Source organism: Sphingomonas sp. 66-10 (genome assembly GCF_001897045.1).
GTDB lineage: Bacteria > Pseudomonadota > Alphaproteobacteria > Sphingomonadales > Sphingomonadaceae > Sphingomonas > Sphingomonas lycopersici.
In genome coordinates this window covers 56,210-69,560 of sequence record NZ_MKRR01000097.1, presented here as the reverse complement: position 1 = coordinate 69,560, position 13,351 = coordinate 56,210, and the positions used below count along the sequence as shown (strand labels likewise).

The following is a 13,351-nucleotide window of genomic DNA, read 5'->3' as shown; positions in this document are numbered from 1 at the left end:
AGGGGCGGCGATAATGACCAACGGCTCCACCCGCCGCGAACTCTTGGGCGCGGGCGTCGCGGCGGCTACGCTCGCCGCACCGGTCCGCGCGCTGGCCGGGGATTCTCTTGCGGGTGGGGCGATGCCGACCGACGAAGCTTATTGGCGAACGATCGCCGCGCAATATGATCTGCCCAAGGGCATCGTCCAGCTCGAGAACGGCAATTGGGGGGCGATGGCGCGCCCGGTGCTCGCCGCCTATCAGCGGCACCTCGCGCGAGTGAATACCGAGACATCCTTCTACTCGCGGCGTGGTTTCGGGGCGGATGCGATCGCGCTGCGCGATCGCGTTGCGGCGGAGATCGGCGCCGCGCCCGACGAGATCGCCTTCACCCGCGGCGCGACCGAGGCGCTGCTCGGACTGATCGGCGGTTACAACCGGCTGCGTGCGGGCGATCAGTTGCTCTACGCCGATCTCGATTACGACAGCATGCAGGCCGGGTTCCGCTCGGTGGCACGGCGGCGCGGGCTTGAGGTGGTGACGATCGCGCTTCCCGAACCGGCGACCTATCAGGCTATCATCGACAGCTATGAGGCGGCGCTGAAGGCGCACCCTAGGGTGCGGCTGATGCTGCTCACCCATGTCAGCCACCGCACCGGGCTGGTGGTGCCGGTACGCGAGATCGTCGCGATGGCACGGGCACGCGGGGTCGATGTCATCGTCGATTCGGCGCACGCCTTCGGGCAGCTCGATTTCAAGGTCGGCGATCTCGGTGCCGACTTTATCGGCTACACCTGCCAGAAATGGATCGGCGCCCCCCTCGGCGTCGGGCTGTTCTACATCAAGCGCGACCGGCTCGACGCGATCGACCTGAGCATCGGCGAGGATCCGGGGGCGCGCGACACGATCCAGCAGCGCATCCACACCGGGACGACCGATATCGCCGCGCTGCTGACAGTGGGCGACGCACTCGATTTCCACCACCGCATCGGCGTCCGCGCCAAGGAGGCGCGGCTGCGTCATCTGCGCAACCTGTGGGCCGAACAGGCGCGGGACATGCCGGGGATCGAGGTGCTGACGCCGAGCGATCCGCGGCTGACCTCGGCGCTCACCTCGTTCCGGCTGAAGGGGATGACCAGCATGGCCGACAATCGCGCGCTGGCGAAGCAATTGCTCGATCGCTTCGGCATCTTCACCGTCGAACGCGACGGCCCCGCGCGCGGTGCCTGCGTCCGCGTGACGCCGGTGGTCTTCACCAGCAGCGACGACGTCGAGCGGCTGGTCGCGGCATTGCGAACGCTGCGGCGGTAACGACCTAACCGTGCCGCGAAAGCGTGGGCGTCCTCGTCGGGACATGCTACACGCCGGCCGTGGCCGATCTTCCTTTGTTTCTCGCGTTTCTCGCCGCAGCGTCGATCCTGACGGTCACGCCGGGCGTCGATACCGCGATGGTGCTCCGCACCGCGACGGTCGACGGCCGCCGCCCGGCGATCCTCGCCGGGCTGGGGATCACCGTCGGGTGCCTGATCTGGGGCGGGGCGGTGTCGCTGGGGCTCGGCGCGCTGCTCAAGGCGTCGGAACTGGCCTATACGATCGTCAAGATCATCGGCGCGGCCTATCTGTGCTGGCTAGGCGCGAAGCTGCTGATCGCGCCGCGGACCGCGTTGGATCCGGGGCAGGCTACCCCGCCCGCCGGCGGGGACGCCTTCGCCCGGGGGCTGCTGACCAATTTGCTCAACCCCAAGATCGGGGTGTTCTACGTAACCTTCCTGCCCCAGTTCGTGCCGGCGCATATCGATGTCGCGCGTTATTCCTTCTTCCTCGCCTGCGTCCACGTGCTGCTCTCGCTTATCTGGTTTGCGGCGCTCATCGCGGCGGCGATGCCGCTCGGGCGGCTGCTGCGCCGGCCGAGCGCGATCCGCCGGCTCGATCGGCTGACCGGCGGGATCTTCATCGCCTTCGGCATCAAGCTCGCGATCTCGTCCGCGCGTTGAGGAAGTGATCGCGGCGGGCGCGTTGACCTTTCTCCAATAAGAGAATATTATCCGATAAGATAATCGAGCGGCAGTTTCTGACCCGCGCATCCACCGCCGAAACGGGGAGCAGGTGTCGGGATGAACGCAGGGGAAGGGGGTGTGCCCGAATTCGGGCGAAGGGTCGATGCGCGCGCCGTTTGGCGGAGTCGCGGAGTCTTGGCACGCCAGATTTGCGGAAAAATCCGCTGCGGCGCCAGCACGTCGTAGGCGGAAGCCGCGCCGCTCGGCGTCATGAAGACCGCCGTAAGCCGGAGCATCCTGTCTGAATGCCCATCCCGGCCCGCGCCGGGGGTGGAAGCCAAGTGACCAATATCGAAAGGGAATCGATGATCAGCAGCAGGCGAGAAGCGCTGGGACTGGGCGTTGCCGGCATGATGGCAAGCGCGCTGCCGGGGATCGCCCGCGCGGCGACCCCCGCCACGCTCGTGATAAAGTCGAAGGGCCGGGATTATGCCGCGGCGCTCGATAAATTGCGCGACTATGCCGCCGCCGAACTCGCCGCGGTCGGACAACCGGGGATGACGATCGGCATCGTCGACGCCGACGGGTTCGCCGCGACGATCGCGCTCGGCTGGGCCGATGTCGAAAACAAGGTGCCGGTGCGCGCCGATCATCTGTTCGAGATCGGGTCGATCAGCAAATCGATCTCCGCTTTGTGCATCCACGCGCTGGCCGACGAAGGCCGGCTCGACCTCAATCTGCCGATCTCGCATTATCTGGACGGCGTGCCGCTGCCGGACGCGCCGATCACGACCCAGCAATTGCTCAACCACGCCGCCGGCTTCGCGCATGACGCCCCGCTCTTCCCGGTTTCGCCCGACGGCCGGTTGTGGAACGGTTTCGCGCCGGGATCGCACGCGTCGTACAGCAACATCGGCTATCTGCTGCTCGGGCTGATCATCACCCGCATCACCGGGCGGCCGCATCCGGAGGTGATCCGCGAGCGGGTGCTCGTCCCGCTGGGGATGACCGACGCGACCGCACATCTGCTCGCCGCCGATCGCAAGCGTTACGCCACCGGCTATGTCCCGATGATCGAGGATCGCCCGGTGATGACGCAATCGCCGATGGTATCGGGGCTGCTCGCCGAGGGCGATTTCGCCTCGGGGGCGGTCGCCGCTTCGAGCGATGCGATGCTCGGCTATCTGCGTTACGTGCTCGCGCTCGGGCGCGGGACGGGCGCACCGATCATGTCGGATGCGCACGCCAAGGCGCTGCTCGCGAACGATATGGAGCTCGACGAATTCGGCCCCGGCGCGCGTTATGCAAGCGGCTTCGCCAAGGTGAAGATCGACGGCAAACCGGTGCTCCACCACACCGGCGGGATGGAATTGTTCACCTCCTCGTTCCACGTCGATCCGGTCGCCGGGGTGGGCTGTTTCGCCAGCGTCAACGGTCGCGTCGGGCCGTATCGCCCGCGCAAGACCACCGCTTATGCGATCGAATTGCTCCGCGCGGTGCGCGACGGCAAGCCGCTTCCCGCCGCGCCGGATCCGCTCGCCTATCGCAAGGTCGACAAGCCCGCGCCGCTGCTCGGCCGCTGGTTCGGCCCCGAGGGTCGCTCGTTCGAGCTGAAGGCGGTGCCGGGCGGGGTGCGGCTGGTCGCCGGCGGGTCCGAGGGACGCGTCGAACTGTCGGGCGAGAACGAACTGGCGACCGATCATCCGTTGTTCGACCGGCATTTGCTGACGTTCGAGGTGAAGGGCGATCGCGCCACCGGTCTGTGGTGGGGCGAGCAATGGTTCGCGCGGACCAGTGCGCCCGAGCAGCCCGCCGCCGATCCGGCGCTCAAGCCGCTCGCGGGGGTCTATACCACGGGCAATACGGCGGAGCGGGTCACGCTGCTGGCGCGCGGCAAGGCGCTCCACCTCGAAGGCGTGGGCGAACTGGTCCGCCGGCCGGGGGGCTTCTGGTCGCCGAAGAAGGACGTCGGCGGGGTGACCCGGCTGTGGTTCGACAAGGTCGTCAACGGCGCGCCTTATCAGGTCTCTTTCTGTGGCATGCCGCTGCCGCGGCTGAGCTGACGGAGCGCTCGGACGTTGAGATAGGGTGGCCCATGCGGCTGTCGATATGGACTCCTTCTGTGGAATGAGGAATCCAATCGATATCGACGGCCGGCGAGCAAAGACCGGCAAGACCATCGGAGAGGCGACAATGAAGCGCAGGATCGGCATCATCCTATTGGCCGTGCTCGTGTTCGGTGCGATCACATTTTTCACGCTCGCGCCGGGCGTCGTCGAAAATTCGGCCAACAAGGTCGCGCCGACCGAACTCAAGGTCAGCGCGCACGCCGAAGCGCTGCACAAGACGCTCGATGTCGCCGACATGCATGCCGACAGCCTGTTGTGGAAACGCGATCTGCTCAAACGCTCGGATCGCGGGCAGGTCGATCTGCCGCGGCTTCAGGCGGGCCATTATGCGTTGCAGGTCTTCTCTTCGGTGACCAAGGCGCCGCGGAACCAGAATTACGACGGCAATTCGGGCGATACCGACAAGGTCACCGCGCTCGTCATCGCCGATATGCAGCCGGTGCGGACGTGGAATTCGCTGCTCGAACGCTCGCTCTATCATGCCGAGAAGCTCAAGCGCTTCGCCGCGCGGTCGGACGGGCAGATGCGCGTCGTCACCACCGCGGCCGATCTCGACAAGTTGGTCGCCGATCGCCGCGCGGGTCGGCCGGTGGTCGGCGCAATGCTCTCGATCGAGGGGCTGCAGGATCTGGAAGGCCGGCTCGACAATCTCGACCGGCTCTATGCCGCGGGTTTCCGTATGGCGGGGCTGGCGCATTTCTTCGACAATGATGTCTCGGGTTCGATGCACGGGATCGCGAAGGGTGGGCTGACGCCTTTGGGGCGACAGGTCGTCGCGCGGATGGAAAAGCTCGGCATGCTGGTCGATGTCGCGCACGCCAGCCACGAGACTGTCGCCGAGCTGATCGCGATCGCGCGCCGCCCGCTCGTCTCGAGCCACGGCGGGGTGCAGGCGACGTGCAAGGTCAACCGCAACCTCACCGACGCGGAGATCCGCGGGGTCGCGCGCACCGGCGGGGTGATCGGCATCGGCTATTGGGACGGCGCGATCTGCTCGACCAGGCCCGCCGACGTGGCGAAGGCGATCGCGCATGTCCGCGATCTGGTCGGGATCGATCATGTCGGGCTGGGATCGGATTTCGACGGCGCGGTGACGACGCAATTCGATGCGTCGCAGGTGATTGCGGTGACCCAGGCGCTGATCGATCGCGGCTTTTCCGACGACGACATCCGCAAGGTGATGGGGGGCAATGTCATCCGGGTGCTGACCGCGGGGATCAAGCCCGGCGCGTGATGCGCGATCCGCACCCGAACGACGATTGAGGCTTGATCGAACCGCCTGTTTCCTCTCCCTTTGTCGAAACAGGAGCGGAGCGGCGCATGACAATCGCGGTTGACGGCAAGCCGATGCTGGCGGGGATCAGGATCGTCGACCTGACGAGCGTCGTCTTCGGGCCTTATTGCACGCAAATCCTCGCCGATCTCGGCGCCGAGGTGATCAAGGTCGAGGCGCCCGGCGCGGGCGACGCCTTTCGCTGGTCGGCGAAGGCGGCGGTCACGCCCGGGATGAGCCCGGGGTTCATGGCGTTCAACCGCGGCAAGCAATCGATCACGCTCGATCTCAAGAGCCCCGACGATCTCGCCGCGATGAAGGAGCTGCTGCGCGACGCCGACGTCTTCATGCTCAATGTCCGCGGTAAGGCCGTCGAGCGGCTCGGTCTCGACTATGCGACCGTGAAGGCGCTCAACCCCGAGATCATCTACGCGCATTGCGTCGGCTTTGGGCAGGACGGGCCCTATGCCGATCTCCAGGCCTATGACGACGTGATCCAGGCCGCGACCGGCACCGCGACCTTGCTGCCGCGCGTCGACGGCGATCCGCGTGCGCGCTATCTGCCGTCGCTGATCGCCGACAAGGTGGCGGGGCTCCACGGCGCTTATGCGGTGCTCGCCGCGATCGTCCACAAGCTCCGCACCGGCGAGGGGCAGAAGGTCGAAATTCCGATGTTCGAGGCCTTTACCCATTTCATGCTGCTCGAGCATCTCGGCGGGCTGACCTTCGATCCGCCCAATGGCCCGGTCGGCTATTCCCGCCAGCTCGATCCCGACCGGCAGCCGTTCCCCACCGCCGACGGGTTCATCAGCATCGTTTTCTACAACGACGATGCCTGGATCAAATCGTTTGAGATACTGGGCAATCCCGCATTCCTCGCGGACGAGCGTTTTGCCACGCGAAAGGCCAGAGTGCAGAATATGGCGCTGATGTATCGCGAGATCGCCCGGCTGACCCCCGGTTTCGCGACCGCCGATCTGCTCGCGCGATGCCATGCCGCGCAAATCCCCGCGCAGGCGGTCCGCGATCTCGCCGATATCATGCAGGACCCGCACCTTGCCGCCACCGGCTTCTTTTCGCGCGAAGAGCATCCGAGCGAGGGCGGTTATTTCACGATGGTCTCGCCGGTGCGGTTCGCGGCGCAGGACAAATCGCCTGCGCGCCCCGCGCCGTTGCTAGGAGAACAGACCGACGCGCTTCGCCCGGTGGTGAAGGGATAATCCCGCGCTGTGGACGATCTTTTCGCCGACAGCGCCCTTCGCGGACAGCAACTCGACCGGCGCGCGATCGAGCGCCTCGCCGGCGCGCCGCAAAAGCTCGTCGACTGCGATCTCGAAGCGGTGGACCTGTCGCGGCTCGATCTTTCCGACTGGACGTTCGAGCGCTGCAGTTTCCGCAAGACCGATCTCGCCGGCGCGACGCTCGAACGCACCGACTGGCAATCATGCCGCAGCGCCTTCGCCAATTTCACCGGCGCGGATTTCACCGACGCGACATTGATCGCGTGCGATTTCAACAACGCCTCGCTCAAACGCGCATGTCTGGAGGGCGCCCGGATCGAGCGGTGCAAGCTCACCGGCGCCGACCTCACCGACGCGCGGGCGCTCCACGTCCATTTCGACGAGACGCTTCTGATCAATGCCAAGATGAACGCGCGCTTCTTCCGCAAGGCGAAGCTGCGGCGGATCGATTTCTCCCACGCAAACCTGAGCAGATGCGATTTTCGCGAGGCCTCGTTCGAGGCCTGCAGCCTGCGCGAGACGATCCTCGACGACGCGCGGTTCGAGGGCGCCGATCTGCGCGGTGCGGATATCGGCGGGGTGCGGCGGCAGGATGCCAGCCGGTTCCGCGGCGCGATCATCTCGCGCGATCAGGCGGCGCAGTTCCTGAGCGAGTTGGGCCTGATGATCATGTAGCGCGCGACTCCGCTGCCGTCTGGCCGGACTGTGGGGAAGTTATGACCGATGATTCATTCGACTCCCCCGCAGGGTTGGCGGATGCTTCGACGGACCGATCCCGGTCTGTAAGGAGCGTAAAGATGGGTGAAATCACCAATTTCATCGAGGAAGCCGCCGGCGCCTTCGCGGCGGACAAGGCGCTTGAGGCGGTCGACCCCAATGCCGGCATGCTTGCCAAGGCGGCGGCCGCGGTCGCCGGTTTCGAGGGCGTCGGCAAGGTCAAGGAAATGCTCGGCGGCGACGGCAATGCCGATGCCAACACCGACGCGGACGCACCCGCGCCGAGCGACGACTCGCAAAGCTGAACGGGGGCAGGCGGCTCGCGCGGCGATCGCGCGGGCCGCCTTCGGCTAGAAGGCCCGCGCCACCCCTAATTCCACTGCGATGCGGCGGTAATCATATAATCCGACGGTCGACCAATTACGTTCGAGTACCAACCGCGTATTGGGCGCAAAGCCGGCGAATGTAAGCTGGCGGAATGTGCCCGACAGCGAACTGCGCAACAGCCATTCTCGCCGCGGTTGCGCGAACAGGAACAGCCGCGCATCGCCCTCGAGCCGATAGAGCCCGGTCGACGCCACCAGCGTCACCTTGCCCAGATCGCGCCACACCAATGTCGACGCGCCGGCCGACCAGGTGGCATAGCCCGGATCGCGCGCGGTCTGGCGATAGCCGTTGAGCGTCAGTCCGATACCCTGCCGTGCGCTCAATGCGCGCTCATAGCTGAGCGTCGCATCGTAGATCGTGCCATCCTGCAACGTGTTGCGCACATAGGTTGCACGCGAAATCCCGCCGTGGAGCAGCAGCTGGCTCTGTCGGTTGAGCGGATGGAGCCAGTCGAGCGACGCCGCGGCGGTCCGCGCATAGGGCCGCCCGCCGTACCAGCGCCACGTCTCGCCCAGCGACGGGCTGATACGGTCCCTGCCGCGTCGCCATTCGAGCCCGAGCAGCGCCGACGCCGACACGTCGTTGAACGCACCCTCGCGGTAGAAATTTCCTATCCCCGCAACGCGCGGCAGCAGCGCCAGCCCGTCGGCGAGATCGATCCGCGCGAAGGCCTGGCCGCCGATCTTCAATCCTACCCCGGATTGCGCGCGCGCATCCTTCGACAAAGTCAGCGGGGCGATGACGGTATCGAGCGTCCGCGCCTGGGTCGCGCGGTTGATGTTGCTGTCGGGAGCGGCGGCGAGCTCGAACGACGCGCCGAACGGCCGCGCGGAGCGCAATGCGCGCGCGAATTGCTCGACGGTAAGCGCGGCGGTTTCGGGAAGCCCGGTGGCCTGCGCCTGGCGCAACGCGCGGCGCGCGCCCGGCTCGTCCCCCATCGCTGCCAGCACCCGGGCGAGTTCGAGCCGCGCGCGCACCGCCCCCGGTTGTTCGTCGAGCAGCGCGCGCAACGCCACCGCCGCGTCGCCGTAACGGCGGAGCTCGGCGAGCATCATCGCTTTGCGAAACCGCGCCTCCGCACGCACGTCGGGGTTCGCGTCATGCGCCAGCGCATCGTAAAGCGTCGCGGCTTCGTCGGTCTGCCCCGTCGCCTTCGCGCGATCGGCAAGCGCGAACAGATCTGGCGCGGCGAGATGATTGGCTGGCGCAGGGGAAGCGCCGGGCTCGCTCTGTTGCGCACGCGCGGGGGCGGCGGAAAACACCGCCGCCGCGATTAATGCGATCCCCGCGCGCCTATCGCGCCTCACTGCCTCCGCGCGACGGTTGCGCCGGCGATCGTCGTCCCCGCGCCGGGCACGCCGGTCGGGGTGGTCAAATAGAAGGTGGCGCCGATCTCATTGCCGTCGGGACCGTAGAAAACCGGGCGCAGTTCGCCGGCGATCGTCACGCCGCCCTTCGAGATCGGCGCGGGCATCACCCCGCTGCTCATGATCGTTCCGCCGAAATCATAGCTGCCGAAATCGATCGAGGGGGTGCCATTGGTCCCGGCGCCCCTGAGCGCCAGCGCGCCGCTATAGCTTTGCGCCGAGAAATCGACCGCGAAACGCGAGCTTCCGGTCACGTCATAGGTCGCATTGGCCTGTTTGTTCGCGCCCGCGCCATAGACGATACCTGCATAATTGGCCGTCCCGGTCTTGGCGCGCAGCAGGCCGGTCGGGGTTTCGAGGCCATAAACGAAATAGACGCGGTCGGTTTCGTTGACGATGCCCGATTTGCTCGACGTGGCCCAGCGCCCGAGGCTGGCATAGGTCAGTGCCAGTTCGGTGTTGCCGCTGCCGGGGCGATACAGTTCGAGCGACACGTCCTGACCATTGAACGTCTTGCGATAGGCGGTGAAATTGGGATCGCTGCTCGCGACCTTGTCGTTGATCGTAAATTGCCCGCCCGGCAGGTTCGACAACCCGGGGCCGTAGGTGAAGGTCTCGCTGTTGAGCCAGTTAAGCTGGCCGCTCGTGGTGTAGGTGCTGACGCTGTACAGCCCGGCCTGACCGTCGAGCGTGTTGGTAGTGAGCAACGCGAACGGCACGTAGAATAATTGCGCCTTAGTCAGATTGGTCAACGTCAGATTGTCCACTTGGCCGCCGCGCTGGCCGGTGAACGCGCCGCTAACGACGCCGCCGTTGCCGTCGCCGCCGGAGAAGCTCGCGCCTAGCTCTTCCGCCCCGGGGCCGTAGAAGCGCCCGCTCAGCTGGCCCCCTGCGGTGCCGCGAGCCCCACCATAGAACATGTTGCCACTGAATGTGCCTTTCGACGCGGAAAGGTTGCCTGCGCTGGTCAGCTCTATACCACCGCCTGACGTTCCCTGCCCGGAGGTAAGTTCGGTCTCGGTTACATAGCTGTGCGCCGAGAAGATACCGGCGCCGAAATCGGTGCTGAACGTCCCGCGGCCCTGGAACGAACGCGGCTCATAGCCGGGGAAAGAGGCCAGCCCGAAGACGTCGATCGTGAAGGCAGCGGTGCCGGTGCGCGGCATGTTCGCTGCCGGCGTGTCGAGCCCGTAGGTAAAAGCGACGAAATCGAGATTCTGCTGCGTCCCCGACGTGGTGTTGCGCTGCCAATAGCCGAGCCCGACATATTGGGTCGGATCTTTGCCGGTATAGGGCGTCTTGACCAGGGTGAGGTAATTGCGCTCGGCCGTGCCGTCCTTGAAGTAGCGTGCCTCGTTCGGCTCGCCCGATATGCTGTCGCCCGGGGCGAAGACCTGGCTGCGGCCGTTGGTCGATACCGTATAGCTGTTCGATTGCGCGTCGTAACTGACGGTCAGCGCGCCCGCCGTGGGCTTGCCGGTGATGACCGTCTTGGTGGTGAGGTCGAGCGTCTGCGTGCTGCTGCCGGCGTCGGTGGCGAAGGATTGGCTGTATTTGAGATCGGTCAGCGTCGTGTTGGTCGGGGTCGGGGTGGGTGTCGGCGTAGGGGTCGGCCCCGGCGTGGTGCCCGGGCTATTGGTGCCCCCGCCGCCGCACGCAGTCAAAGCGGTGCATGCGAGCACCGCCAACGCAAACTTCACTTTCATTGCAACCCCCGATTCATGTACGCGCCATGAATAATAGCGCCGGGGAATACGTCAAATGAATCCGGCTCTTACGCTTGGTGCGCGATCCGACGCGTGCGGTCACGCTGCTCGATATGACGATTCCTTGTCGCGATCAGCATTTTAATTTGATCATCCAGTTTCTGCTTTGTCACGCGCGATGCTATCGGTCACGACGAAACAGATGAACGGTGCAGACGAATTGAACGGCGAAGCAAAAGCGACGGTCGACCTGCTGGTGGTGGGCGGCGGGATCAACGGTGCCGGGATCGCGCGCGATGCGACGGGGCGCGGGCTTTCGGTGCTGCTGGTCGAGCAGGACGATCTTGCGGCGCACACCTCCTCCGCCTCGACCAAGCTGATCCACGGCGGGCTGCGCTATCTCGAATATGGTGAGATCCGGCTGGTCCATGAGGCGCTGGTCGAGCGCGAGCGGCTGTGGGGGATGGCGCCGCATATCATCTCGCCGCTGCGCTTCGTGCTGCCGCAGACGCAATCGCCGCGGCCGGCGTGGATGGTGCGGCTGGGGCTGTTTCTCTACGATCATCTCGGCGGGCGGAAGAAGTTGCCGGGGACGGAGACGATCCGGCTCGATCGCTCGCCTTATGGCGCGGGGCTGCGCGATACGCGCGGCAAGGGCTTCGTCTATTCGGATTGCCGCGTCGACGACAGTCGGCTGGTCGTGCTCAACGCGCGCGACGCGGCGGATCGCGGCGCCGATATCCGTACTCATACCAAGCTTCTCGCCGCGCGGCGCGAGGACGGCGGCTGGGTCGCGACGATCGTCGATGCGGCGGGCGAGCAGACCGTGCGCGCGCGCGTGCTGGTCAATGCCGCCGGCCCGTGGGTGGCGGACGTGCTCAGGCGGGTGCCCGATGCCGAGGCGCATCGCAGCGTGCGGCTGGTGAAGGGCAGTCATATCGTCGTCCCGCGGCTCTATGCCGGCGAGCATGCCTTCATGCTGCAGAATCCCGATCGGCGGATCGTCTTCACGATTCCCTATCAGAGCGCGTTCACCCTCGTCGGCACCACCGACGAACCGTGGGACGGCGCCCCGGCGGACGCCACGATCAGCGCGGCGGAAACGCATTATCTGCTCGAGACGGTCGCGCGCTATTTCAGCAACGCCCCGGGCGAGGCGGATATCGTCTGGAGCTATGCCGGAATCCGCCCGCTTTACGACGACAAGGCCGGCAATGCCTCGGCGGTGACGCGCGATTATGTGCTCGATCTCGATGCGGGCGAGGCGCGCGCCCCGATGCTGAGCGTGTTCGGCGGCAAGATCACCACCTATCGCAAGCTCGCCGAACATGCGCTGGGCGAGCTCGCGCGCTTCTTTCCCGAGGCGGGGGCGGCGTGGACCGCGGGCGCGGTGCTGCCGGGCGGCGATATGCCCGGCGCCGATCTCGACGCCTTCGTCGCGCAATTGCAGCGCGAGTGGCCCGATCTCCCGCCGGCGCTGGTGCTGCGGCTGGCGCGGGCTTACGGCACCAAGGCCCGGATATTGCTGGGCACCGCGCGGGGCATGGCCGATCTGGGCGAGGATCTCGGCGGCGGGCTGACGATGCGCGAGGTCGATTATCTGCGCACGCGCGAATGGGCGCGGACGGCGGAGGATATCCTCTATCGCCGCAGCAAGCTCGCGCTGCACGTGCCGCCCGGCACCGCCGCGCGGCTCGGCGCTTATCTCGCGCAGGCGTGATGGCGACCGAACTCCCCGAAGTCGTCGCCCGGCGCCAGCAGCGCATCCTCGATCTGGCGCGGCACACCGGGAGCGTGGCGGTCGACACGCTGGCGAGCGAATTGGGGGTGACCCCGCAGACGATCCGGCGCGATCTCAACCTGCTCGCGCGCCGCGCCTTGCTGTCGCGGGTGCACGGCGGGGCGGTCGTCACGTCGGGGGTCGACAATCTCGACCGCGAGGCGCGGCGACAGGTCGCGGCCGAGGCCAAGGCGCGGATCGGCGCCGCGGCGGCGGGGCTGGTGCCGAACGGCGCGAGCCTGTTCATCAATATCGGCACCACCACCGAGGCGATCGCGCGCGCGCTGGTCGATCATCGCAACCTGCGGTGGTCACCAACAATCTCAACGTCGCGGATATCCTCGCCGATCGCCCGACGATCGAGGTGGTGGTGGCCGGGGGCCGCGTGCGCGCCAGCGATCGCGCGGTGGTCGGCGCGCTGGCGATCGATTTCATCCGCGGCTTCCGCGTCGATATCGCGCTGATCGGCGCGTCGGCGGTCGATCATGACGGCACGTTGCTCGATTTCGACATCGACGAGGTGCGCGTCTCGCAGACGATTATCGCCCAGGCGCGCAGCGTGGTGCTCGCCGCCGATCGCAGCAAGTTCGGCCGTGCCGCGCCGGTGCGCATCGCCGATCTGACGCAGATCGATCATCTCGTCACCGATCGCCTCGACGATCCGGCGCTCGCCGCCGCCTGCGCCGCCGCCGGCACCAGGGTTATCGCGACCGAAGAACAACTGGCCTGACCAATATCGACAAATGCCGGCGAATTGGCTAGGCGGGTGGCGAC

Annotated in this window: 10 protein-coding genes and 1 pseudogene; 9 read left to right on the top strand and 2 right to left on the bottom strand. The window is 66.7% G+C overall.

The genetic code is table 11. The annotated features are described in order from the left end of the window. Positions 1 to 13: 13 nt before the first annotated feature. From BGN95_RS08465 to BGN95_RS08435, 7 genes are all read left to right on the top strand, one after another. Positions 14 to 1,291 carry an aminotransferase class V-fold PLP-dependent enzyme gene (locus tag BGN95_RS08465; RefSeq protein WP_286772364.1) on the top strand — a complete coding sequence of 426 codons (1,278 nt, stop codon included), beginning with the start codon at positions 14 to 16 and terminating at the stop codon, positions 1,289 to 1,291. A 59-nt stretch (positions 1,292 to 1,350) separates the two neighbouring features. After that, a complete protein-coding gene (locus BGN95_RS08460) occupies positions 1,351 to 1,974 on the top strand; it encodes a LysE family translocator (RefSeq protein ID WP_286772363.1) in 624 nt (207 codons plus the stop codon). A 368-nt stretch (positions 1,975 to 2,342) separates the two neighbouring features. Beyond that, positions 2,343 to 4,040: a serine hydrolase domain-containing protein gene (locus BGN95_RS08455; protein ID WP_286772362.1), complete on the top strand. Its 1,698-nt coding sequence runs from the start codon at positions 2,343 to 2,345 to the stop codon at positions 4,038 to 4,040. 130 nt (positions 4,041 to 4,170) lie between these two features. Beyond that, entirely contained in the window at positions 4,171 to 5,340 is a 1,170-nt protein-coding gene (locus BGN95_RS08450; RefSeq protein WP_286772361.1) for a dipeptidase, read from the top strand. Between the two features lie 86 nt (positions 5,341 to 5,426). Next, positions 5,427 to 6,599, top strand: coding sequence for a CaiB/BaiF CoA transferase family protein (locus tag BGN95_RS08445; RefSeq protein WP_286772360.1), 1,173 nt, complete (start codon positions 5,427 to 5,429; stop codon positions 6,597 to 6,599). 9 nt (positions 6,600 to 6,608) lie between these two features. Next, positions 6,609 to 7,295, top strand: a complete 687-nt coding sequence (locus tag BGN95_RS08440) for a pentapeptide repeat-containing protein (protein ID WP_286772359.1) — start codon at positions 6,609 to 6,611, stop codon at positions 7,293 to 7,295. Positions 7,296 to 7,417: 122 nt separating this feature from the next. Beyond that, positions 7,418 to 7,642: a hypothetical protein gene (locus BGN95_RS08435; RefSeq protein ID WP_286772358.1), complete on the top strand. Its 225-nt coding sequence runs from the start codon at positions 7,418 to 7,420 to the stop codon at positions 7,640 to 7,642. A gap of 45 nt (positions 7,643 to 7,687) precedes the next feature. On the opposite strand, the gene BGN95_RS08430 is transcribed toward BGN95_RS08435, so the two are convergent. Next, complete coding sequence (locus tag BGN95_RS08430) at positions 7,688 to 9,031, bottom strand: surface lipoprotein assembly modifier (RefSeq protein ID WP_286772357.1); 1,344 nt, start codon at positions 9,029 to 9,031, stop codon at positions 7,688 to 7,690. Continuing rightward, the gene (locus BGN95_RS08425) at positions 9,028 to 10,797 is read right to left on the bottom strand and encodes a transferrin-binding protein-like solute binding protein (RefSeq protein WP_286772356.1); all 1,770 of its coding nucleotides are present in this window, start codon (positions 10,795 to 10,797) and stop codon (positions 9,028 to 9,030) included. Before BGN95_RS08425 ends, BGN95_RS08430 begins: the two co-directional genes overlap by 4 nt. 202 nt (positions 10,798 to 10,999) lie before the next feature. Here BGN95_RS08425 and BGN95_RS08420 point away from each other — a divergent pair, with 202 nt between their 5' ends. Continuing rightward, positions 11,000 to 12,517: a glycerol-3-phosphate dehydrogenase gene (locus tag BGN95_RS08420; protein ID WP_286772355.1), complete on the top strand. Its 1,518-nt coding sequence runs from the start codon at positions 11,000 to 11,002 to the stop codon at positions 12,515 to 12,517. Continuing rightward, a pseudogene (locus BGN95_RS08415) lies at positions 12,412 to 13,307 on the top strand (DeoR/GlpR family DNA-binding transcription regulator). Before BGN95_RS08420 ends, BGN95_RS08415 begins: the two are co-directional and overlap by 106 nt. Positions 13,308 to 13,351 lie beyond the last annotated feature (44 nt).

Excerpts from the sequence above, each read along its gene's own strand:
- BGN95_RS08465 (WP_286772364.1), top strand. The coding sequence starts at position 14 with ATGACCAACGGCTCCACCCGCCGCGAACTCTTGGGCGCGGGCGTCGCG.
- BGN95_RS08455 (WP_286772362.1), top strand. The coding sequence starts at position 2,343 with ATGATCAGCAGCAGGCGAGAAGCGCTGGGACTGGGCGTTGCCGGCATG.
- BGN95_RS08450 (WP_286772361.1), top strand. The coding sequence starts at position 4,171 with ATGAAGCGCAGGATCGGCATCATCCTATTGGCCGTGCTCGTGTTCGGT.
- BGN95_RS08445 (WP_286772360.1), top strand. The coding sequence starts at position 5,427 with ATGACAATCGCGGTTGACGGCAAGCCGATGCTGGCGGGGATCAGGATC.
- BGN95_RS08435 (WP_286772358.1), top strand. The coding sequence starts at position 7,418 with ATGGGTGAAATCACCAATTTCATCGAGGAAGCCGCCGGCGCCTTCGCG.
- BGN95_RS08425 (WP_286772356.1), bottom strand. The coding sequence starts at position 10,797 with ATGAAAGTGAAGTTTGCGTTGGCGGTGCTCGCATGCACCGCTTTGACT.
- BGN95_RS08420 (WP_286772355.1), top strand. The coding sequence starts at position 11,000 with ATGAACGGTGCAGACGAATTGAACGGCGAAGCAAAAGCGACGGTCGAC.